Origin of the sequence: Amycolatopsis thailandensis (genome assembly GCF_002234405.1) — a bacterium.
GTDB lineage: Bacteria > Actinomycetota > Actinomycetes > Mycobacteriales > Pseudonocardiaceae > Amycolatopsis > Amycolatopsis thailandensis.
The window spans coordinates 24515-44799 of sequence record NZ_NMQT01000068.1; the positions used below are offsets into that span (position 1 = coordinate 24515).

The window sequence follows — 20285 nt, forward strand, 5'->3', positions numbered from 1 at the left end:
GCCCTCCACCGCGGTTGTCAGGAGCACGGCACCGAGCCTATCATTTAGGCCTAAACGTGAGCGGGAACCGGCGCATACCAAGGAGGATGAATGACTCGGACGATCCTGGTCACCGGCGGGGGTACGGGCATCGGCAAGGCCGTCGCGGCAAAATTCGCGGTGTCCGGCGACGTCGTGTACATCACCGGACGACGCAAGGACGTGCTGGTCTCGACGGCGGCCGGGCTGGGCTCGTCGGTCCGGCCGCTGGTCTGCGACAGCACCGATCCCGAGCAGGTGACCACCGCGCTGGCCGAGCTGGACGGGCCGATCGACGTGCTGGTCAACAACGCCGGTGGCAACACCGACTTCGACCTCCCCGAGCCGGACGGGCTCGCCGGGGTCCTCGCGCGCTGGCGGGCCAATCTGGACGCCAACCTGATCAGCGCGGTGCTGACCACCACCGCGGCAGAGGACGACCTGGCACCGGGCGGATCCGTGGTCCACATCGGCTCCATCGCCGCCGACCAGGGCGCCGGATCGTACGGCGCGGCCAAGGCCGGGCTCGCGTCGTGGAACGTCGACCTGGCCAAGCGGCTCGGTGCCCGCAAGATCACGGCGAACGTGGTGTCACCGGGCTACATCCGCGAGACCGAGTTCTTCCGGGACAAGCTCCCCGCCGAGCGAGCCGAGCAACTGGTCGACGCGACCAGCACCGGCCGCGCTGGAATTCCCGCCGACATCGCCGAAACGGTGTACTTCCTCGCTTCCGCCGGTGCCCGGCACATCACGGGGCAGACTTTCGGCGTCAACGGCGGCGCCCACCCGACCAGGTAGCGGGATCGCTTACAGATCCGCCTTCAGGGGCGCATTGGCGTCCTTGACCGCCGCCGGAAGGACGCCGGGGGTCCGCAGCGGCTCGCTGGACTATACGTGGCCGTCGATCTCGGCGGCTTGATGAGCAGGACTGAAATCGGCCACCGGTCGCCTTCCCCAGCAGATTTGCGAACCATTGCCTCCCATTTAATCACCTTGGTCACTTGAGGTGATCTTCGCTCCGAAGCCCCTGGCGCACAGGTATTCCAGGCCTACCCTCGGGTGATCGTTTCACTTTCGAAACCGGGGGGGGGTTGTCGATGCACGGGACCCAGATCCGCTTTCAAGGCATCGTCTGGACATTCGGGGAACGCGAATTCGCGGCGCTCCTGATGGACCGGCACTCGGCGCACGGACCCGGCGCCTTGCCGCACGCGGCGCGATCCCGCGGCTTGCCACTGACCACGGACATCCGGCGTGTTCCGCTGGCGCCCGTTCCCGGCTGGCTGATCGAGGCGACCTCGAAGGAGTCCACTCACGGGAGACAGACGCGTCTCACCGTCCACTGGCCGCGCGTCCGCCCCCTGCTCAGCCACGCCGACGTCGACCTTCCTCAACGGTGGCAACAACTCGCGGTCACCCAACGAGCCTGTCTGCTGCTGATCGGCCGCGATCTCGTCGTCGACGAGCGCGAGTTACCCCAACGGGTGACGCGACTCGCGGAATCCGGATCATTGGCCGCCGGGGTGGTCACGTTCCGTTCCGGAAGCAGCTTTCGGCCACGAACGCACGACCGGATCGTTGGACATCGCCGAGCCGCCCGGGAGCGCCGACCTGTCGGACAGTAACCATTATCGGCGTTTCATCGTTATTTCATCGCCCCTCCTTACTGTTCGACACGGAAGATCGACAGTGGGGAGAGACCGATGAAGAGACTCAAAGCGCGCCTGCTCGCGACCGCCGTCCTGTCCATCGTCACCCTGACCGGCGCGATCGCCGGTTCGGGAGCGGCGCAGGCGGCCGTCGCCCGACCGGACGGCGCGTGCGGGCCGGTCATGTTCGTCGTGCCGGGATACCGGGACGGCGGAGCACAGAAACTCCTGGACCCGGGGCTCGCGCCGGGCGGCGCCAACCCGGTGCGCATTCCGTACCCGAACGCCGAGGCGGACATCAACCTGTACACCGACGTCGACGCCGGCGTCGCCAACCTCAGGACCGCGCTCTACAACCTGTATGTCACCTACGGCTGCGACCTCGACACCAAGGTCTACATCGTCGGGTTCAGCCTCGGGGCGCTCGTCGCGGGCACGGTGCTGGAGACCGAGCCGCCCGGACGGAACATCCAGGGCGTGCTGTTCGCCGACGGGCGGCGGCAGCCGGGCGAGTCGAACTGGCCGGGTGACCCCGGCGGGCTGATCGGACACCTGCCCGTACCCGGTCCGAGCGGCGCGGGCTTCCGGCCGCTGGACTCGTTCCGCTATCCGACGTTGAGTCTGTGCAACGGCCCCAATTCGGGTGGCGGCGCGGATTTGATCTGCTTCGGCGGCACCAATCTGGACAGCTACTTCACCTCGCACCCTTATTACAGTTTCGAAGTGGGCAACGAACTGAACATTCACGGCGAAGGCCCGTACCCGAACAACCTGCGCAACCGCGTCATTCCGTGATCCGCCGCGGCGCGATCCACTGACGCCGGCGTGTCGCCCGGGCAGTCTCCTTCTCTGCCGCCCTGATCCAGGTCGGCGGCGAGGGACCTGCCATCCAGGGTGAGAGGTGTGTGGAAATAGGGACGTTCAACGTCCCTATTTCCACACACCCCACCCGCCTATCGAGAAGTAAGGCAAAGTGGCGTGATCGAGTCTCCTGCCGAGCAGGGCTTTCGCAGCCCTGCCTGAACTGGCCTGAGGGAGCAGATCACGACTTCAGCCGTCCACCCGAGACACCTCTTCCAGGCCAGAACGCCCATTTGGGAACTTTGCGTGGCTTTACGGACACCCGGGCCGCGACCGGCCCTGCTCGACAGAATCGACCAAGACACCTTTGACCTACCTCTCAATAACCTCTCGACGACAGCCTTCTCGCGTCCACCGACCTGGGAGGTTGCTTCCCCCGAACCAGACTTGCCCGTGAGGGCAGGGCCGCCGGAACCTTCGGGCAACCCTGTGCCGCGAGGGCTCCCGGGAGCAACCCGATCACGGTTCTCGCGTCTTCCTGACAAAGCTTCGAAAATTGACGCGAGAGGGGCGCAGAAATGAATTTCACCGCGAAGAAGACAATCAAAATGGCCATTGTGGGCGGGGCGGTCGCCGCCACCGCACTCCTTTCCGCGTGCGGCGGGAACGGCGTCGCGGGAAATGGCTCTCCGGTACGGAATGCGGCGGAAACGGCGGCGGCCGAGCAGGTGCCGGAAGGCGTCGGCCAGGGGGCGGCCTCCGGCGGGACCGGCGGATCCGGCGCCACGTCGAACGGTGACGTCAATTGCAGCAAGAACGGCGGCCAGGTCGGCGCGCCCGGCAGGCAGAAGATGGACCTGATCGCGGTGGCCGCCACCGACGGCACCACGCCGGGCTGCACCGAGGCGTTCAACGTGATCGCCGAGTACTACCAGAAGCTGCCGCAGGCCGAAGGCCCGGGCGAGCGGGTCCTCGACGTCCAGGGCCGGTGGACCTGCGCCCGCCAGGCGGACGCCGCGGGCGCCCAGGGCGCGGTCACCTGCGGCGTGCCCAACGACTCCCTGCAGCTGGAGACCCGGCCTTCGGGCGGCACCGGTCAGGCTCCCGACAAGCAGGTCCGCAAGTTCCCGAACTCCACCCACTCGGTGCAGTTCACCGGTTACGACGCCGACGTGCGGATGGCCCGCTTCCAGCTGACCGTCCCCGGCAAGGGCGGCGACGCCAGGCCGGTCGACGGCAAGACCTACCGGCTGCCGCTTCAGCCGGGCGGCAAGGTGTTCAGCGCGGCCACCTTGTGCCCGAGCGAGTCGGGCACGGTCACCATCGACGACGCGGGCCTCGGCAACGGACCGTGCGGCCAGGCCCAGCTGATCCAGCAGCTGCAGGAAGGCAACCCGGTGCGCGCGCAGATCAGCGTGAACGGTGACGACAAGATCGCCACGGTCAAGGAGATCTACCACCCCTGACCCCTCGCTAAAGCCACTTCGGGGACGTCGGACGCCACCGAAGTGGCTTTGGCGATGTCGGCCTCCGCGCAGGACACCGTCGGACAGGAGATTCAGATGTTCAGATCATCTGATATAAACATTCGAAACATCCTGGACGGAGTCGCATGCGAGTACTCTTCGCCGCCCTCGCCTCGGTCGGCCACACCTATCCCCTGATCCCGCTCGCCGTCGCCGCCCGGGACGCCGGACACGAGGTGCGTTTCGCCGCGGGCGAGAACGTCCACGCGCCCTTGCTCAGGAACGGACTGCGGCCCTTTCGCCCGGCGGACGTGTTCTACGAGATCTACGCCGAGGATCTCGAACCGGACCTGGCCCGTCTTCGGCCGGACCTCGTCTTACACGAATGGGGCCAACCGGGAGTGGCCATCGCGGCGGAGCGGGCCGGGATTCCCTCCCTCTGGCACGGGTTCGGGCGTATGTTCCCCGAGGGGATCGGGCTCCAGCTCCCCGCCGGGACCCGGCCGCATTTCGACATCTGCCCGCCTTCGTTGCAGGACAAGCGTTTCCTCGCGACAACGGAACGTATCGAACTTCGTCCCGTCCCCTGTTCCGAACCGGATCCGTGGCGCCTCGAAAAGACCTCGCGCCCGCTGATCTACCTGACCCTCGGCACCGCTTTCGGCACGCCGGAAGTCCTCGCCACGGCGATCCGGGGACTGTCCACACTGGACGCCGAGGTGCTCGTCGCTTCCGGACGTGTCCGCCCTGAGGAACTCGGCGCGCTACCTGACAACGTCACGGTGCGGGCGTGGCTGCCTCAGGCGGAACTGCTGCCGCACGTCGACGCCGTCGTACACCACGGCGGCAGCGGCACGACCCTCGGCGCGCTCGGCGTCGGCGCCCCGCAGCTGATCCTCCCTCAGGGAGCCGACCACTTCGCCAACGCCGAAGCCCTCGGTGCCGCGGGCGCCGCGCTGAGCCTCCTCCCCGGCGAGCTGAGCGCGGAAGCGGTCGCCGAACGAACCCGGAAGCTGTTGCCGAGGCACGGAAACCCCGAACATCGCGACGCGGCCCTGGCGATCGCTGACGAGATCGCGCGCATGCCCTCCCCCGACGAGGTGGCCCGCACCCTGCCGAAATGGGCCTAGCGTCAGGCGAGCCCGAGTACCTCACACAGAACGCGGCGAAGTCCCCCGCGGTCCACGACCCGTGTCAGCGGAGAACGAGCGACGAAGGCGACCGAAGGGGCTGCCAGACCGGTTCGCGCGCCGGCGATCCGATTAGCGGCGCGGCCGGTGCCGCGCAACACGACGATCGGCGTCCCGCGCGATCGATACCTCACTTTCACGTGACCGGATGGACGACACCTGTGATCAGACGGACGACACACGTGACTGGACGGACGCCACGCGGCGACCCGAGTCCCGTCGCAAGTCGTCCGCCTGACCACGTGTGTCGTCCGCCTGATCACGTGTGTCGTCCGTCTGATCACGCGTGTCGTCCCCGGCACCATGTCCCGAAAGTGGCTTTCGCGACGCGCGCCTTGCCGCAGCCCAAGTACAGCCCAAGTACATGAAGGCCAGGTCAGAACCCGAACAGGGACTGCGGCACCTCGTGCTCGTCCGGCCAGGTCAGCCACGCGACGTCGGTCGGCCCGATGGCGTAGCGCGCCACGCGCCAGGACCGCGGGTCGTCGTCGACCGTCGTCTCGCTGGTCTTCTTGAGCAGGGCGACGTAGACGTCGGACATGACGCCGTCGGCTCGCTTGTTCTCGTAGATGGTGCCGGCGTAGTACGGGCGACCGGCCTGGGTGCCGCGCATCGTCCCCTGGAGGAACACCCAGGGGCCGATCCGGTCGAGCTGCTCCACGGCCACCTGGACCTGATCGCCGAACTCCTCGTCGAGCCGGGCGGTGGCGGCCTGGAGCACCGCCTCCCGGGCCGGGTCGCCCGGGTTCAGCGACACCGGGAACGATCGGGTGTACATCAAGCTTCCTCCCACTGGCGGGGCAGCGTCGGCTGGCCCGGTACCGCTATGGCGTTCTGTCGGATCAGGTCGGCGGGGTGAGGATCTTCACGAGGCCGCCACCGCCGCCCATGCTGATCTTCTGCGAACCGTCGGGGTTGACGTTGTTCGAACCGATGAACTGGCCGTCGCCCGCGTACAGCACGACGTGCCCGCCGTTGTTCGAGATCACCACGTCGCCGGGTTTCGCCTGGGAGAGCGGTACCTCTTTCCAGCCGTCCGCTTGGAGGTTGGCCGTCAGGCCCGCGACCGAGGCGCTGGCCTGGCCCTTGTCGATCAGGCCCGCCGCTTCCAGGCAGCCGGAGACGAAGTTCGCGCAGTTGACGTTGTTGGGCACCCACGACTGCATGGCGGGCAGCTCACCGCTGCCCTTGAGGTCGCCGGCGTTGCGGCCGAGGAACTTCTCGGCGATCTTGGCCGGGTTGTCGCCCCGCGCGTCGATCGGCTTGGCGGGCCGCCCGTCGCCCTGGACCCCGGCGACGCCACCGCCACCACCCCCGCCGCCGCCGTGGCCGCCGCCTCCACCGCCGCCGTCCCCGCCGCCATGGCTGGGCACGTGGTTGACCGGGGTGGCGTGGACGCTCGACGCGGTGGTCCCGCCGGTGTCGGCGGGCACCAGCTCCAGGAAACCGCCCTCGATCTCCAGGCCGAGCGGCTTGAGAAGGTCGTCGATCTGCTTCTCGGCGTCGTCCAGCGCCTTCTCGATCTCGTCCTTCTTGCCGTTGGAGTCCTTCTCGTTGAGCTGCCGGAGCCGCTCGATGTCGGACGCGGCGATGGCGATCTCGTTGTCGTCCTTGGAGCTGTTCTTCCGGCGGCGGGCCGAGTCGATCAGCGCGCGGTTGTCCGCGTCCTTGTCGTTGGCCTCCTGGGCGAGCTGCGCGACCTTCTTCTTGACGTCGTCCAGGATCTCGGACACGCGCTGGAGGATGTTCTTGGCCGCCTCGGCCTTGTCGCTGACCTTGTAACTGGCCTTCCCGAGCTTCTCGAGGTGGTCGGCGACGGCGTCGGCGTCCTTGCCCTCCCAGTGGCGCAGGACGTCGTCGCGGAAGACCTTGAGGTCGTCGCCGAGGTCGTTGGCCCTGGTGGCGGCTCCGCCGACCTTCCTGGCCTGGTCGTTGACCGCGCCCGAGTCGAGCTTCTGCGTCTGCTGGGCGTGCTTGTCGATGGCGTCCAGCGACTTCGGACGGTCGTGCGACGGGTCGTCGAGCGTGCCCGGATTCCGCTCCGCGGTGGTCATCGGTAAATCCCCCTGGTTCCCGTCTTCAGTCCGATCAATCCCGCTCGCGGTCGTTGCCGCGGAGGGTGTGCACACCCGCGGCTTCGTCGTTCCGCATGCGCTGGGCGGCGTTGGACAGCGCGATGGACGCGGCGTCGACGAGCTTCGAGGCGGCGTCCAGATGCGCGTTCACGCCCTGGTGGAACCCCTTCATCGTCTTGCCCGTGCCGGCGGCGTTCTTCAGGTCACCGAACGCGCCACCGGGGTCGCCGTCGCCCAGGTCCTTGCTCGTCCCGCTGAAGCCCTCCTTGAGCCCGCCGACCTTCTTGGCCAACGACGCGATCTGCTCCGGATCGAATCGGCGAGTCATGGATGATCCCTCCAGTCGTGGCGCCTGCGCCCGCACTTCGTCTGCCCACACAGCTGTACCGCGCACCCTATGAGCTCCCGCCCACCCGTGCGCGCCGTTTCCGGAAACGGCGATGCCGCCGTTCGTGTACATCGACGCACCCGGCAGCGTGTCGGTTCCCCGAAGTCGACCCGAAGATCTTACCTCGCCGACCCCCGCGGACGGCCGGATGCCGACAGCGCCGGAGCCGGGGCGACGCCGTTACTTTCAGTGACCGGTCTCCACCCGATCGAGTGAGCCATTCTTTTCCGGTATCGAGCCGAAATGGACAGCTTGCGGTCTTCGCCGATTTCCCGTGACCCTTATTGGCACAACTCCTTCACCGAATGAACGGAGTCACCTTGAAGGTCAGATCCCTGCTGGCGATTTTATTCGTCACGGTGGCGACCACGGTTTCCGGTTTCGCCTCGACGGCGGCCGGTGCCGAAGGTCCGATAACCTCGATCGTCGGTGGCCGCAAAGCCACCGAGCCCTATCCCTTCGCGGTCTACATCGTCGACGGTTGCACGGGTTCGCTGATCAAACCGAACTGGGTGATCACGGCCAAGCACTGCAACCCGGCGGTGAACTCGGTGCGGATAGGGAACAACGACCGGACCAAGGCCAAGAGCGTGAGTGTCGTCGAGCAGGTCCCTCATCGCTACGCCGACGTGAAGCTGCTGCGGCTGGCCGCGCCGGTGTCGTACGCGCCGATCCGGATCCCCGGCCCCGAGGCCGCCACCGTGGGCACCGCCACCCGGCTGCTCGGCTGGGGGCAGACCTGCGACCTTCCCAGCTGCGGCCCGATGTCCATCCACAACAACGAGTTCGACACCTCTGTCCTCCCGGACAGCAGTTGTTACAAGATCAACGCGGGGCACGAGATCTGCACCGACAACCCGAACGACGGCGGCGACTGCTACGGCGACTCCGGCGGCCCGCAGATCACGAAGGTCGACGGTGTCTGGAACCTGATCGGCAGCGACAGCCGGGGCACCGGGATCCACTGTGGCGCGAGCCCGTCGATCTATGTCGACCTGACCTCGCCGGCTGTCCGCCCTTGGATCGCGGAGACGGTCGGCGGCCTGTAGCCGATTCGCGTGTGGAAGACTGCGCGCATGCCCATTCCGTATTTCTCGCAATGGGAATCCCCCGAACTCGTCGCGGCGATCGTCACCGGCGCGATGTCCGCCGCGGACGATCCGCGCTGGGCGGATTCCGGCGCCGTTTCCGCACGGGAATACGAATTCTGGTCGTGGCGCGCCTGCGGGATGGCCTGTCTGCGGATGATGCTGGCCCATCGGGGGCAAGAGGTCCCGCCGAGCGTCGAGCTGGCCAAGGAATGCGAGCGGTTCGGCGGCTACGTGCGGCACGAGACCGGCGTGCACGGCCTGATCTACGCGCCGTTCCTCGGCTGGGCGGCGGACCGGTTCGGGATCGACGGCGAGGTGCGGATCGATTTCGGCCTGTCCGAGCTGCGGAGCCTGGTCGCCCAGGGGCACCAGGTGATGGCGTCGGTGCACAAGTCGATCAGGGAGCCGAAGAGCGAGCCGCCCCGCAAGGGCGGGCATCTGGTGCTGGTCACCGGCGTGACCGAGTCGGGCCTGGTCATGAACAACCCGTCGGGGACCGGCCCGCACGGCCAGCAAGACGCCTACGTGGACGACGAGGACTTCGCGCGGTTCTACGCCCTGCGCGGCATGGTCTTCGGCCGCGCCGGCTGAGGTACAGGTGGTCGTGAGTGGCGGTTCGGGGTGGAACCAGCCGGGTCTCAGGGACCTGCCAGCCTCTGGCTGCTGTTGTTGACAGTCCGGTCCGTGAAGGCCTCCTTACCTACCCTGAAGGTAGTGAAGGAGGCCTTCACTACCTCCCGGATCGTCACAGACGCCTCGCAAGCACCAGCGGTCACAACGGTTGCGCGTGAAGGCCCCCTAGCCGAGTACGTGAAGGCCCCCATCCTTGCGCTAGACGCAGTGAAGGGGGCCTTGATGTACCGCAGGCAACCCGTTCGGCCACTGATCAGGTCACTTGCGGATCCGGTGGTCCACGGCCACCCAGTTCGTCTCCCACGTCGTCCCGCCGTCGGCCGAGAACGCCTGCTCGAACCGCGCCTCGTCCGGCCCTGGCCGGAAGATCAGGAAACGCACCTTGATCGGACGGCCGCCCAGGGTGTCGTCGCCGCGGAAGTCGCCGACGCCGTCACGGAACCCGCCGTGGACCGACGGGGTGAGCAGGCCGTCGCGCAGGTTGACGAAGGTCAGGCTCCACCGCTGTGTCCGCGGTTCGTACAACCGCAGGTTGAGCGCGTCGATGCGGCCGTTCGGTCCCGCGACCTCGAACTCGAGGGCGTTCGCCCGCCGGTCCATGAGCGGGCGCACGGTGCTGGTGCCCGTGAACGGGAGCCACTGGTCCGCGGAGTCCGAAAGCGGTTCGGCGAGGACCCGTACGGAGGAGCGCCAGGTGCCGATCTCCCAATCGAAGGCTCGTTGGCCGTCGGGTGACGTCGACGCGTCGCCCGACGCCGCCGTCGCGATCAGCAGGACGGCCGAAAGGCACACTGTCAGGATTCGTTTGTATGGCACGGTCATGGTCCGACTATCGGAGCGGAGAACGGCCATGGACAAGAAGGCACCTGCGGGTAACCTTTCGCGCCCCAACCCACTGCCCGGCTGCCCGATGGCCGCCGCGTTCGCCGCGATCGGCGGGAAATGGAAACTCACGCTGCTGTACTGGCTCGCCCACGGCGAGTCCCATTTCGCCGGTCTTCGCCGCCGGGGCGCGCCGATCACGCCCAAGGTGCTGGCCGAGCAGCTGCGGGAACTCGAAGCCGACGGGCTCGTCGAACGCGTGGTGACCGGGCCGGTCCCGGCGCGCGTGATCTACCGGCTCACCCCGTACGGGACCACGGTCCTGCCCGTGGTCGAAGAGGTCAGGGTCTGGGGCGAGGCGCATCTTCGGCACATCCAAGGCGAGGGCGCGCCGAACACGGCGATGGGGTGCGCCGACGCGATCGGTCAGCGGTGATCGCCCGAACGTCCAGCGTCACTTCACGGTCCGCCGGGCGGCGGCCGCGACGGCGAGGGTTTCGAGGACCTCCTGGGTGGCGGCGATGTCGATGCAGGCGTCCGTGATCGACTGCCCGTAGGTGAGCGGCCGGTCGGGGTGGAGGTCCTGGCGGCCCGCCTGGAGGTTGGATTCGACCATGACGCCGACGATCCCGCGCTGGCCGTTCCTGACCTGCTCGGCGATCTGCTCGGCGACGACGGCCTGCCGGAGGTGGTCCTTGCGGCTGTTGTCGTGGCTGGCGTCGATCACGACGCGGCGCGGCAGACCGGCGTTCTGCAGGGTGGTGAGCGTCGCGCGGACGGACGCCGGGTTGTGGTTGGGCGCGCTGTTGCCCCCGCGCAGGACGACGTGGCAATCGGGGTTGCCGACGGTGTGCAGGATGGCGGGCAGGCCGCTGGGGTCGACGCCGGGAACGACGTGGCGCGCCTCGGCGGCGCGGATCGCGTCGACGGCGACGGTGACGTCGCCGTCGCGCCGGTTCTTGAAGCCGACGGGCATGGACAGACCGCTGGCCAGCATGCGGTGGTTCTGGCTTTCCACCGTCCGGGCGCCGATCGCGCCCCACGAGACAGTGTCCGCGAGGTACGCCGGAATGGTCGTGTCCAGCCATTCGCACGCGGCGGGCAGGCCACCCTCGGCGAGTTCGAGGAGGAGGTCCCTGGCGATACGCAGGCCGCGGTTGACGTCACCGGTGCCGTCGAGGTGCGGGTCGTTGATGAGCCCTTTCCAGCCGCCGACCGTACGGGGCTTTTCGAAATAGACGCGCATGACGATCAGCAGGTCGTTGACGAACCGGCCGGCGAGGGCGGCGAGGCGGTCGGCGTATTCGAGGGCCGCGGCGGGATCGTGGATCGAGCAGGGCCCGGCGATCACGAGCAGTCTGTCGTCCGTGCCGTCGAGGACGCGGACGACGGCCTCGCGCCCCTGTCGCACCGTGTCGGCCGCGGTGGCGCTGAGCGGGAGTTCGTGGTGCAGCAGGGCGGGGGTGACCAACGGGACCAGGCGGTCGATGCGCTGGTTGTCGAGATCGACGGCGGCGATGGTTGTCATCACAGGTATCCAGGATTTCTGCCGGCATCGGGCGAGGGAAAGCCGGGATTTCCCGGCCCGGACGGCGGTCTCGGGTGAACGACGAAGCTCGGGAAAGCCCGGCATCACGTGACGCGAGGGACGTTACCGTGATTTCTCTTACGCCGGAATCTTCTGCCATTTGTCACCCGGGGAGAAAAGCTAACGCCCGGTCCAAATCGGGTCCCGTTTTTCGGCGAAGGCCCGGGCGCCTTCGGTCGCGTCCGCGCTCCGCCGTCGCCGTTCTTCCCACGGATACAAGGTTTTGAACGCCTCCTCCAGCGGGACGTCCAGCGATCGCAGCGCGGCCTCCTTGATCGCACGGACCGAAAGCGGTGCGGCGCGCACGAGACTGTCCGTCCATTCGGCGACACACCGGTCCAGTTCGGCCACCGGCACGACCTCGTTCACGAGCCCGTATCGGAGCGCGGTCGCCGCGTCCATCCGGCGACCGGTCAGCAGATGGCCCATCGCCACCTTGTGCGGCAGCTGGCGCGGCAACCGGAACACTCCCCCGGCCCCGGCGATCAGGCCGAGCCGGACCTCCGGCAGCGCGAAGACCGCGTCCTCGGACGCGATGGCGATGTCGCACGCCAGCATCAATTCGAACCCGCCGCCCAGCGCGTAACCGTGCACGCGGGCCACCACCGGCTTCGACAGCGTGAACCGGTCGGTCAGCCGCGGATGCCCCGGCTGCCCGCCGCTGCCGAACGTCGAGGCCTCCACGCCCTCCTCGGTCAGCCGCGCGCGTTCCTTCAGGTCCTGCCCGACGGAGAACGCGCGGTCCCCCGCGCCGGTCAGGACCACGGCCCTGACGTCGTCGTCGGCCTCGACGTCGTCCCAGATCCCGGCGAGTTCCGTGTGCATCCGCCGGTCCATCGCGTTCAGCACGCCGGGCCGGTCCATCGTCACGTAGGCGACGTGGTCCTTCTTTTCGTATCGCACAACGGTTTCGCTCATCGAGCACCCACCGCGAAACCGTCGACCTTGCCGATCACGTCCGCGCCGTAGATGCGCAAAGCCTGCTGTAGCGCGAATTCGGCGATGTACCGGCGGAATTCCTCCGGCGGTTCCTCGGCCAGGTTCAGCATGCGGCGGTTGGCCACCACGGCTTCCCCGTCGAGCCGGGCCAGCGCGCTGTCGATCGCCGTGTCCATCTCTTCCGGCGGGACGACCTCGTCGACGATGGACCGGGCGTCCGGCTCGTCCGCCCGGAGCTTGCGCCCGCCGAGGATCACCTGCCGGGCCACCCGAGGTCCGGCGATCCGGGACAGCCGGAAGTTCGACACCCCCGGGATGATCCCTTCCTTGGCCGCGGGCAGGCTGAGGTACGCGTCCGACGCCGCGAGCACGTGGTCGAAGACCAGCAGGAGCTGGGTCCCGCCGCCGATGGCGAAGGAGTCGACGGCCGCCATCCACGGCTTGTCGGTCAGCCGCGAATGCCACGAGCCGTCCGTGAGCAGGCCGCGGAAGATCTTCTGGATGTAGCCGGTTTCCCGCCGCAGCAGGAAATCGACGAGCGGGATGTCACCGGAGCTGAGTTTCTTGAGGTTGATCCCCGCGCAGAACACCCGACGTCCCAGATACCGGGGGTGACTCATCACCCCGCCCCGAAGAAGTCCACTTCGGACGGACGGGTCGAGCAGCGCCAGATCGACAGCGGTCTCCATGTCGTCGACCTGACGGCCGTCCTCGGCGTTCAGGCAGTCGTCCCGGCACAGGGTCAGGTGCGCGACACCGTCACGGCGTTCCAGCCGGACGGCCTCCATCTCCACGACGCCGGTTTCGAGGAACCCGGGCAGTAGCTTCAGCGCCCTTTCGGTGGGCCGGAGCATGGCGTCGAGCAGATGCGGACCGGCCTTCGGGGCTCGCAGGATCCCGCGCAGGAAGATGCCCTGGTCGATCTCGCGCCCTTCCTTTTCCGCCTGGGGCAGGGAACGCTCGGCCGCCATCTGCTCTTCCGAAGGAACCAGGCCGGGACAGGCGAGAGCGGCGGCGCGGACGAGTTCGTCGATCCGCAGGTATCGCGTCCGGCCATCGGTGAGTCCGGCGTAGATCTCTTCGGCGTGCTCCTCGACGAACGCCGTGCGCAGCGCCCGGATTTCGTCGTCGACCCGGTGAGCCTCCCCCGCCAGGGCCCGGAGATCGGGCCCTGGCGAAAGAGTCGTCACGACTTGGCTTCCCGACGCAGGGCCCGGTCCGCCGCGGCCAGGTGCGAACCGAGTGCCTCCTCGAAGGTGGTCGAGCCCGCTTCGAAGATGAGCTGACGGCGGATCGCCGTCTCGGCGCCGTCGGTGACCCCGGCCAGCTCGGCCAGCGTCTTCGCCGGGTCGTCGGTCACCTCGTCGATCAGGTTGAGGGCAAGCGCGCGCTCGGTGTCGATCGGGGTCCCCAGCAGCACGGCCCGCCGGATGCCCGCCGCGCCCGCCTGCTTGGTGAGGCGGTACACGGTCATTCCCGGCCAGGAGCCGCCGCCCGCGCTGGACAACCGCAAGCTCGCCCCCGGCTCGGCGATCCGGACGTCCGCGGCGAGGAGGAGGTCGAGTGCCGTTCCGGCGCACTCGCCGGACGCCACCGCGACGGTGAGCCTGCCGAGCCGTTCGAACCGGCGGACGACCCGCTCCCATTTGGAGACCAGGCCGACCGTCAGCCCCTTCGCCCAGCCGGCCGGAGGTGCGCCCGTGAGGTGGACCGTGACCGGCCCCGGCTCACGCCGGTCCTCGGCCCGGTCGCAGAGCGCGTCGATCTCCTCGACCGCCGCGATCGACAGCGGACGGGAACCGTCGAACCGCAGCACCAGGTCGCCGTTGTCTTCGTTACGCGTCACCATTGAATAAGCGCCATTTCGATAGTGGAGCCGGGCCCCATGGTCATGAGCACGCCGTACTCCCCCGGGCGGGCGACGTCCTCGTCGGCGAGCCGCTCGTAGGAGAAGAGGAAGGAGCCGCTGGAGAGGTTCCCGTAGTCACGCAGCACACCGGTGGTGTGGCGGACGTCGTACCGGCTCAGGCCGAGGTTGACGACGACCGCGTCGATCACCTTCTTGCCACCGGAGTGCACCAGCCAGTGGCCGATGTCGCTGCGGCGCAGGCCGGTCCCGGACAGCAGCCGGTCGATGACGATCTCGGCGTGCGCGCCGACCACGTAGGGAATCTGCGGGTCGAGGAAGAAACTGAAGCGATCCTGGTCACGGTCCCAGTCGTAACGCATCGCTTCGACCGCGTCGGTGATGATGTAGCTGGCGAACTTCAGGACGCGCGGCCCCGGCACGCGCCCGTCTCCGGAAATGACGGCCAGCGCCGCGGATCCGTCGCCGAAGAGGCTGTTGACCACCGCGGTCCGCATGGTGCCGTCCAGCGCGTAGGCGGCGGAGCACGCCTCGCTGCACAGGACGACGCCGAGTTCGCCCGGATGCGCCGCGGACCAGCCCGCGACCACGTTGAGCGCGTTGAGACCGGCGTTGCAGCCCATGCCCACGATGTCGGAGCGGCTGCAGTGCGGGTCGATGCCCAGCTCGCGGATGATCAGCGCGCTGAGGCCGGGGGTCAGGAACCCGGTCGAGGTGACGCAGCACAGGTGACGCAGGTCGGAAAGTGTCGCGCCCGCCGACTTCAGGCAGGCTTCCAGCGCCCGGCAGCCCATGTCGACGGCGATCTTCTTGTGCTTGTCGAGGAGGTCGCCCTGCGGTTCGGACACACGTCCGCCGCCGGGGCTCTCCGGCGGAAGGGTGAGGAAGCGCCGGTCGATGGCGCTGTTCAGGAAGACCGACCGGATCTTCGGATCCTCGACGTCGAGGATTTCGAGGAGTTCGGACTGCGAATAGGACGACGCGGAAACCGCGGTCCCCACGCCGGCGAACCTGGTGATCTCGGTCAGGCCGGTGAAAACGGAAAGCTCTTCGGCCGGTTCTACGATGGCAGTCATCGGTACATCCACCCCCATGTTCTGAGCTTGCTTCGGAGCAGCTGCTTGAACGGCGCAGCGCGCATGGCCCTCACCTTTCGCGGAAGTCGGCGGACATTTCGAAATTAGGCTTCGCCGATCACGGCGGTCAACGCGTCCAAGCCCGTAAACCTTTGTGAGACAAGAAAAATCGCCATCGCGAAGCCCGTCTGGTTTCCGCGATGGCGATCTTTCAGCGCGAGGTGCTGGTCTGCATCCGGTTGATGTCGCTGAGCCAGCGTTCGCGGTCGGTGACGCGCTGGGCCGCGTGGTCGGCGACCTCGGGATGCGGGAGGACCAGGAACCGGTTCTCCGCGATGCTTTCGAACAATGCTTCCGTCACCTTCTCGGGACCGATGGCTGTCGAAAGCAATCTCAGTTCGGCGGATTCGAGTTCCGCTTCGTACGCTTCGGTGCGCACGGCACGCGGGCAGATCGCGTGCACGTGGATGCCGAGATGCCGGTAGGTCACCGACATCCATTCGGCGAACGCGAGCGACGCGTGTTTGGAAACCGCGTACGGCGCGGACCCGATCAGGGTGAGCAGCGCCGCCGACGAAGCGACCGAAACGAATCTGCCCCGCCCGCGCTCCAGCCAGTCGGGCAACAGGTCACGGGCGGCTTGCACATGCGCCATGACGTTGATGTCCCAGGACGTCGCCCAGTCGTCGTCGGAGGCTTCGGGGCCGCCGGTCTTCAGGACGCCGGCGTTGGCGCAGTAGACGTCGACGGGCCCGCCGAGCAGTTCACGGGCCGTGGGCACCAGGCGATCCGAAGCGTTGCCGGGCAACGCGAACCCGCCGATCTCGGCGGCGACGACGGCGGCCCGGTCGGCGTGCCGGTCGTTGACCACGACCCGCGCGCCCGCCTCGGCGAATCCCCTCGCCAGCGCCGCACCGATGCCCCGGCCGGCGCCGGTGACGACGACCCCGGCACCGCGCAAGGCGGCGACGGGATCTCCGTTGTCTCCGTTCGTCTTTTCGAGCATGTCAGGCCGTGACCGGGGCTTCGGTCAGCCGTCGTTCGAGTTCCAGGCTGGTGGCGTAATCCGGCAGGAGACCCCGTTCCTTCGCCTCGGCGAGCGTGATCGCCACCCGGTCCCGTTCGGACAGGATCGGTTCGACCCCGATGTCCAAGGAGAGCTCCAGGGCCGGGTCCAGCACCGAAAGCGCCAGCTCGTTCTGCGGCACATAGGTTCCGGAGATCATGTAGGACATGACGGTGTCGTCCTCGAGCGCCACGAACGCGTGGCCGAGCCCGACCGGGAAGTACATCGTCCGGTGGGTTTCCTGGTCCATCAGGACCACGTCGGTCTTGCCGAACGTGGGCGAGCCGACCCGGATGTCGACCACGATGTCCAACGCCTTGCCGCGTGCGCAGTAGACGTACTTCGCGACGCCAGGCGGCGTCACGGTGTAGTGGACGCCCCGCATGACCCCGCGCTTCGACACGCTGTGGTTCGTCTGCGCCACCCGGAACAGCGGAGCGCCGTTGGCCTCGACGAAGGCCTCTTCCTGATACGGCGAGAGGAACATGCCCCGGTCGTCGGGGAAGACGCGAGGAGTGAACTCGATCGCGCCTTCGACGGCGAGTTTGCGTGCTTGCACAGCTTTCTCCTGTGATCGGCGGTCAGAGGGTGGACAGCACTTCGCGGACCGCGTGGACGACCTTGTCCTGCAGGTCGGGAGAGAGCGCGGGGTACATCGGCAGCGAGAAGATCTCACCCGCCAGCTTTTCGGTGACGGGGAGCGAGCCCTTCTCGTAGCCGAGGTGCGCGAATCCGGTCATGGTGTGCACCGGCCACGGGTAGCTGATGTTCAGGTGGATGTCGTAGGCCTTGAGGCGCTCCAGGATTTCGTCGCGTCGCGGGTGGCGCACCACGTACACGTAGTACACGTGCTCGTTGCCGTCGACGGTCCGGGGAAGCTTCAGTTCGGTGTCGCCGAGGCCTTCGACGTAGCGCTGGGCGACGGCACGGCGGGCGTCGGTGTAGGTGTCGAGCCGCTTGAGCTTGCGCCGCAGGATCTCGGCCTGGACCTCGTCCAACCTGCTGTTGTGGGCAGGCGTCTCCACGGTGTAGTACCGCTCTTCCATGCCGTAGTACCGGAGCCTGCGCAGCTTCGCCGCCACGGATTCCTCGGAGGTGATGGCCGCGCCGCCGTCGCCGTACGCGCCGAGCACCTTGGTGGGATAGAACGAGAACGCGGCCACGTCGCCGGTCGCCCCCGCGACGACGCCGTTCTGCCGGGCGCCGTGCGCCTGGGCGCAGTCCTCCAAAAGGGACAGTCCGTACTTCGCGGCGAGCGCCTTCAACGGGGCCAGGTTCACGCACTGCCCGTACAGGTGGACCGGCAGCAGGCATTTGGTGCGCTCGGTGATCGCGGCCTCGACCTGGTCGGTGTCCATCAGGAAGTCGTCCTCGCGGACGTCGACGAAGACCGGGGTGGCGCCCGTGCCGTCGATGGCGACCACGGTCGGCGCGGCGGTGTTCGAGACCGTGATGACCTCGTCACCCGGGCCGACTCCCAGCGCCTGCAGGCCGAGCTTGATCGCGTTCGTCCCGTTGTCGAGACCGACGCAATGCCCGGTGCCGTGGTACGCGGCGAATTCCGCTTCGAATCCGCGCAGGCTCGCGCCGAGCACGAGCTGTCCCGAGTCGAAGACCGTCTCGACCGCGTTCAGCAGGTCGAGCCGCTCGGCCCGGTATTCGGCGAGATAGTCCCAAACACGCGTGGTCATGCGCGAGCCTTTCCATGTACTGAGGGGAAATCGATGACGGCGTTCGCGCGCGGCTGTGCGACCGCGGCGTTGATGCAGGCGAGCAACGTGCGGGCCTCGACACTGACGTAGTGCCCGTGTCGCGTGAGCGTGGTCAGCTGCGCCGGGGTCACCCAGGCGAAGCCGGGCGGCGGATCGACCGTCTCGTCGGCGTCGACCACCAGATAGCGGGCCCTCGCGTTGAGGAAACGGCCGCCCTCCTCGGAATGGACGGCCTCGTAACGGATCCGCGACCGGGGAGCGTCCTGGACGAAGTCGAGGAACGGCGGACGGTTCTCCGCCGGCAAGTGCGCGTAGTTGAGCGGCGTGCGCTGGACCGTCGGCGCCAGCTCGACGGTGTCCAGGAACCCGGCGTCGGCGCGGGCGTGCACCAGGACGTGCGGCACGCCGCCGATCTCACGCCTGAGGAACGCCACGACACCCTCACCGACGGATTCGAGCAACGGCTGGGTCCAGCTGATCTTCTCGCGGTTGCTGCCCTTCACCGCCACCGCGCGGACGTTGAAGAACCGGCCGTCCTCGTGCTCGATCGCTTCGACGCCCTGCTTCCAGCCGCCGACGTCCTTGAGCGGGATGCGCTGTGCCCGCACGTCGTGCCGGGAACGTTCGTTGGTGAACCACGAGAGGAGCTGGACGTCGGAGAACAACGCGCCGGGATCCGTGTCGTGGTAAGGCAAACACGACAGCACGCTCCTGGCGTTCATGTTGATCGTCTCGTCCTCGTGCATCAGCTCCGCGATCTGACCGAGGGTGAGCCAGCGGAAGTCGCCCACTCCCGGCACGTCGTCGACGGTCTCGACGATCATGTTGCGATTGGACTTGCGGAAGAACCACGACCCTTGCTCCGCCTGGAGAACGTCGACGATGACCCGTTCGGGATCGGGCGGGGCGAAGTACTCGATCAGTTTGACGTTGGTGCCGCCGTGCGCCTTGGTGTAGTTGCTGCGGGTGGCCTGCACTGTCGGCGAGAGCTGGATCAGATTGGGGTTCCCCGGCTCCATTTTGGCCTGCATCAGGAAATGCAGGACGCCGTCGAACTCCTTGGCCAGGATGCCGAGAATGCCGACTTCGGGCTGCTTGATGACCGGCTGCTGCCATTCACGGTAGGGACCGTCGCCGTGCGGGCCATCGTGCTCGACCACGTGCAGGCCTTCGATGGCGAAGAACCGGCCGCTGCGGTGGACGAGATTGCCGGTCGCCTCCTCGAACCACCATTGGTCCATGTCCGCGAACGGGATGCGCTCGACGTGGAAGGTGTTGGCCTCACGGCGTTCCGCGATCCAGGCGCGGACGTCCTCGGTCCGCATGTGCACCCCGTCGGTGGTCGCGGCCGACAACGCGATCCGGTCCGCGTGGTCACGGTCGTCGCGGCGGCGCACCGCGTTCCGCGGGACGAGACCGGGCAGCATCAACGGACTCCTCGTCATCCGGACTCACCGAAATGGTCACAGCTACAAGTGGTCATCGCACCGCTCCATGTCGTTGAAGGTAGCTTCGGGCGATCACGACGGTCCATCGTCCAATTCCTTTTCCGGGGAACGCGCCGACGGCCGCGACGCGAAAGCCACTTCCGGGACGTCTGGTGCCTCGAAAGTGGCTTTCGCGACGCTGGGTCCTTCCGGAGCTCATTGGGTCGAGGTGGCCTGCCTGCCGGTACATGAAGGCCCCCTTCACTGCGTCTAGCGCAAGGATGGGGGCCTTCATGTACTCGGCCAGGGGGCCTTCACGCGCAACCGTTGTGACCGCTGGTGATTCCGAGGCGTCCGTGACGATCCGGGAGGTAGTGAAGGCCTCCTTCACTACCTTCAGGGTAGGTAAGGAGGCCTTCACGGACCGGCGCTCGACGGTGACGGGCGAGGGCGACCGGCGAGGGCGAGGGCGAGGGC

General features: G+C 67.9%; 21 protein-coding genes. 8 read left to right on the top strand and 13 right to left on the bottom strand.

What is annotated here, in order from left to right; all coding sequences use genetic code 11:
* Window positions 1-90: 90 nt before the first annotated feature.
* The 5 genes from CFP71_RS19645 to CFP71_RS19665 all read left to right on the top strand — a co-directional run bounded on the left by CFP71_RS19645 (window position 91) and on the right by CFP71_RS19665 (window position 5064).
* Complete coding sequence (locus CFP71_RS19645) at window positions 91-816, top strand: SDR family NAD(P)-dependent oxidoreductase (RefSeq protein ID WP_093935324.1); 726 nt, start codon at window positions 91-93, stop codon at window positions 814-816.
* Window positions 817-1115: 299 nt separating this feature from the next.
* Entirely contained in the window at window positions 1116-1643 is a 528-nt protein-coding gene (locus CFP71_RS19650; RefSeq protein WP_093935345.1) for a hypothetical protein, read from the top strand.
* 78 nt (window positions 1644-1721) lie between these two features.
* Window positions 1722-2462: a hypothetical protein gene (locus CFP71_RS19655; protein WP_093935325.1), complete on the top strand. Its 741-nt coding sequence runs from the start codon at window positions 1722-1724 to the stop codon at window positions 2460-2462.
* Between the two features lie 584 nt (window positions 2463-3046).
* Window positions 3047-3934 carry a hypothetical protein gene (locus CFP71_RS19660; protein WP_093935326.1) on the top strand — a complete coding sequence of 296 codons (888 nt, stop codon included), beginning with the start codon at window positions 3047-3049 and terminating at the stop codon, window positions 3932-3934.
* 146 nt (window positions 3935-4080) lie between these two features.
* Window positions 4081-5064 carry a glycosyltransferase gene (locus tag CFP71_RS19665; RefSeq protein ID WP_093935327.1) on the top strand — a complete coding sequence of 328 codons (984 nt, stop codon included), beginning with the start codon at window positions 4081-4083 and terminating at the stop codon, window positions 5062-5064.
* A 436-nt stretch (window positions 5065-5500) separates the two neighbouring features.
* On the opposite strand, the gene CFP71_RS19670 is transcribed toward CFP71_RS19665, so the two are convergent.
* From CFP71_RS19670 to CFP71_RS19680, 3 genes are all read right to left on the bottom strand, one after another.
* Complete coding sequence (locus tag CFP71_RS19670; RefSeq protein WP_093935328.1) at window positions 5501-5902, bottom strand: hypothetical protein; 402 nt, start codon at window positions 5900-5902, stop codon at window positions 5501-5503.
* A 64-nt stretch (window positions 5903-5966) separates the two neighbouring features.
* Window positions 5967-7178 (bottom strand): NlpC/P60 family protein, encoded by a 1212-nt coding sequence (locus CFP71_RS19675; RefSeq protein WP_093935329.1) that lies wholly within the window; start codon window positions 7176-7178, stop codon window positions 5967-5969.
* A 34-nt stretch (window positions 7179-7212) separates the two neighbouring features.
* Complete coding sequence (locus CFP71_RS19680; RefSeq protein ID WP_093935330.1) at window positions 7213-7527, bottom strand: hypothetical protein; 315 nt, start codon at window positions 7525-7527, stop codon at window positions 7213-7215.
* A 380-nt stretch (window positions 7528-7907) separates the two neighbouring features.
* Here CFP71_RS19680 and CFP71_RS19685 point away from each other — a divergent pair, with 380 nt between their 5' ends.
* Both CFP71_RS19685 and CFP71_RS19690 read left to right on the top strand, forming a co-directional pair.
* A complete protein-coding gene (locus CFP71_RS19685) occupies window positions 7908-8636 on the top strand; it encodes a S1 family peptidase (RefSeq protein WP_167406192.1) in 729 nt (242 codons plus the stop codon).
* A 27-nt stretch (window positions 8637-8663) separates the two neighbouring features.
* Entirely contained in the window at window positions 8664-9269 is a 606-nt protein-coding gene (locus CFP71_RS19690; RefSeq protein WP_093935332.1) for a C39 family peptidase, read from the top strand.
* Window positions 9270-9569: 300 nt separating this feature from the next.
* Here CFP71_RS19690 and CFP71_RS19695 read toward each other — a convergent pair whose 3' ends face one another.
* On the bottom strand, window positions 9570-10133 hold the full coding sequence (locus CFP71_RS19695) for a hypothetical protein (protein ID WP_244199748.1): 564 nt from the start codon (window positions 10131-10133) through the stop codon (window positions 9570-9572).
* Window positions 10134-10161: 28 nt separating this feature from the next.
* On the opposite strand from CFP71_RS19695, the gene CFP71_RS19700 reads away from it, so the two are divergent.
* Window positions 10162-10569 (top strand): winged helix-turn-helix transcriptional regulator, encoded by a 408-nt coding sequence (locus CFP71_RS19700; protein WP_244199749.1) that lies wholly within the window; start codon window positions 10162-10164, stop codon window positions 10567-10569.
* Window positions 10570-10587: 18 nt separating this feature from the next.
* On the opposite strand, the gene CFP71_RS19705 is transcribed toward CFP71_RS19700, so the two are convergent.
* From CFP71_RS19705 to CFP71_RS19745, 9 genes are all read right to left on the bottom strand, one after another.
* Window positions 10588-11661 (bottom strand): 3-deoxy-7-phosphoheptulonate synthase, encoded by a 1074-nt coding sequence (locus tag CFP71_RS19705; RefSeq protein ID WP_093935333.1) that lies wholly within the window; start codon window positions 11659-11661, stop codon window positions 10588-10590.
* 180 nt (window positions 11662-11841) lie between these two features.
* Window positions 11842-12639, bottom strand: coding sequence for an enoyl-CoA-hydratase DpgD (gene dpgD / locus CFP71_RS19710; protein ID WP_093935334.1), 798 nt, complete (start codon window positions 12637-12639; stop codon window positions 11842-11844).
* Window positions 12636-13850 (bottom strand): (3,5-dihydroxyphenyl)acetyl-CoA 1,2-dioxygenase DpgC, encoded by a 1215-nt coding sequence (gene dpgC / locus CFP71_RS19715; protein WP_093935335.1) that lies wholly within the window; start codon window positions 13848-13850, stop codon window positions 12636-12638. The genes dpgD and dpgC overlap by 4 nt, the downstream gene beginning before the upstream one ends.
* A complete protein-coding gene (gene dpgB / locus CFP71_RS19720) occupies window positions 13847-14509 on the bottom strand; it encodes an enoyl-CoA-hydratase DpgB (RefSeq protein WP_093935336.1) in 663 nt (220 codons plus the stop codon). Before dpgB ends, dpgC begins: the two co-directional genes overlap by 4 nt.
* Window positions 14503-15603: a 3,5-dihydroxyphenylacetyl-CoA synthase DpgA gene (gene dpgA, locus CFP71_RS19725; RefSeq protein ID WP_093935337.1), complete on the bottom strand. Its 1101-nt coding sequence runs from the start codon at window positions 15601-15603 to the stop codon at window positions 14503-14505. Before dpgA ends, dpgB begins: the two co-directional genes overlap by 7 nt.
* A 211-nt stretch (window positions 15604-15814) precedes the next feature.
* Entirely contained in the window at window positions 15815-16609 is a 795-nt protein-coding gene (locus CFP71_RS19730) for an SDR family oxidoreductase (RefSeq protein WP_093935338.1), read from the bottom strand.
* Between the two features lies 1 nt (window position 16610).
* Window positions 16611-17228: a dTDP-4-dehydrorhamnose 3,5-epimerase family protein gene (locus CFP71_RS19735; protein ID WP_093935339.1), complete on the bottom strand. Its 618-nt coding sequence runs from the start codon at window positions 17226-17228 to the stop codon at window positions 16611-16613.
* A gap of 22 nt (window positions 17229-17250) precedes the next feature.
* Complete coding sequence (locus tag CFP71_RS19740) at window positions 17251-18360, bottom strand: DegT/DnrJ/EryC1/StrS family aminotransferase (protein ID WP_093935340.1); 1110 nt, start codon at window positions 18358-18360, stop codon at window positions 17251-17253.
* Complete coding sequence (locus CFP71_RS19745) at window positions 18357-19808, bottom strand: NDP-hexose 2,3-dehydratase family protein (RefSeq protein WP_093935341.1); 1452 nt, start codon at window positions 19806-19808, stop codon at window positions 18357-18359. The genes CFP71_RS19740 and CFP71_RS19745 overlap by 4 nt, the downstream gene beginning before the upstream one ends.
* Between the last annotated feature and the right edge of the window lie 477 nt (window positions 19809-20285).

Excerpts from the sequence above, each read along its gene's own strand:
- CFP71_RS19645 (WP_093935324.1), top strand. The coding sequence starts at position 91 with ATGACTCGGACGATCCTGGTCACCGGCGGGGGTACGGGCATCGGCAAG.
- CFP71_RS19650 (WP_093935345.1), top strand. The coding sequence starts at position 1,116 with ATGCACGGGACCCAGATCCGCTTTCAAGGCATCGTCTGGACATTCGGG.
- CFP71_RS19655 (WP_093935325.1), top strand. The coding sequence starts at position 1,722 with ATGAAGAGACTCAAAGCGCGCCTGCTCGCGACCGCCGTCCTGTCCATC.
- CFP71_RS19660 (WP_093935326.1), top strand. The coding sequence starts at position 3,047 with ATGAATTTCACCGCGAAGAAGACAATCAAAATGGCCATTGTGGGCGGG.
- CFP71_RS19665 (WP_093935327.1), top strand. The coding sequence starts at position 4,081 with ATGCGAGTACTCTTCGCCGCCCTCGCCTCGGTCGGCCACACCTATCCC.
- CFP71_RS19670 (WP_093935328.1), bottom strand. The coding sequence starts at position 5,902 with ATGTACACCCGATCGTTCCCGGTGTCGCTGAACCCGGGCGACCCGGCC.
- CFP71_RS19675 (WP_093935329.1), bottom strand. The coding sequence starts at position 7,178 with ATGACCACCGCGGAGCGGAATCCGGGCACGCTCGACGACCCGTCGCAC.
- CFP71_RS19680 (WP_093935330.1), bottom strand. The coding sequence starts at position 7,527 with ATGACTCGCCGATTCGATCCGGAGCAGATCGCGTCGTTGGCCAAGAAG.
- CFP71_RS19690 (WP_093935332.1), top strand. The coding sequence starts at position 8,664 with ATGCCCATTCCGTATTTCTCGCAATGGGAATCCCCCGAACTCGTCGCG.
- CFP71_RS19695 (WP_244199748.1), bottom strand. The coding sequence starts at position 10,133 with ATGACCGTGCCATACAAACGAATCCTGACAGTGTGCCTTTCGGCCGTC.
- CFP71_RS19700 (WP_244199749.1), top strand. The coding sequence starts at position 10,162 with ATGGACAAGAAGGCACCTGCGGGTAACCTTTCGCGCCCCAACCCACTG.
- CFP71_RS19705 (WP_093935333.1), bottom strand. The coding sequence starts at position 11,661 with ATGACAACCATCGCCGCCGTCGATCTCGACAACCAGCGCATCGACCGC.
- dpgD (WP_093935334.1), bottom strand. The coding sequence starts at position 12,639 with ATGAGCGAAACCGTTGTGCGATACGAAAAGAAGGACCACGTCGCCTAC.
- dpgB (WP_093935336.1), bottom strand. The coding sequence starts at position 14,509 with ATGGTGACGCGTAACGAAGACAACGGCGACCTGGTGCTGCGGTTCGAC.
- dpgA (WP_093935337.1), bottom strand. The coding sequence starts at position 15,603 with ATGACTGCCATCGTAGAACCGGCCGAAGAGCTTTCCGTTTTCACCGGC.
- CFP71_RS19730 (WP_093935338.1), bottom strand. The coding sequence starts at position 16,609 with ATGCTCGAAAAGACGAACGGAGACAACGGAGATCCCGTCGCCGCCTTG.
- CFP71_RS19740 (WP_093935340.1), bottom strand. The coding sequence starts at position 18,360 with ATGACCACGCGTGTTTGGGACTATCTCGCCGAATACCGGGCCGAGCGG.
- CFP71_RS19745 (WP_093935341.1), bottom strand. The coding sequence starts at position 19,808 with ATGCTGCCCGGTCTCGTCCCGCGGAACGCGGTGCGCCGCCGCGACGAC.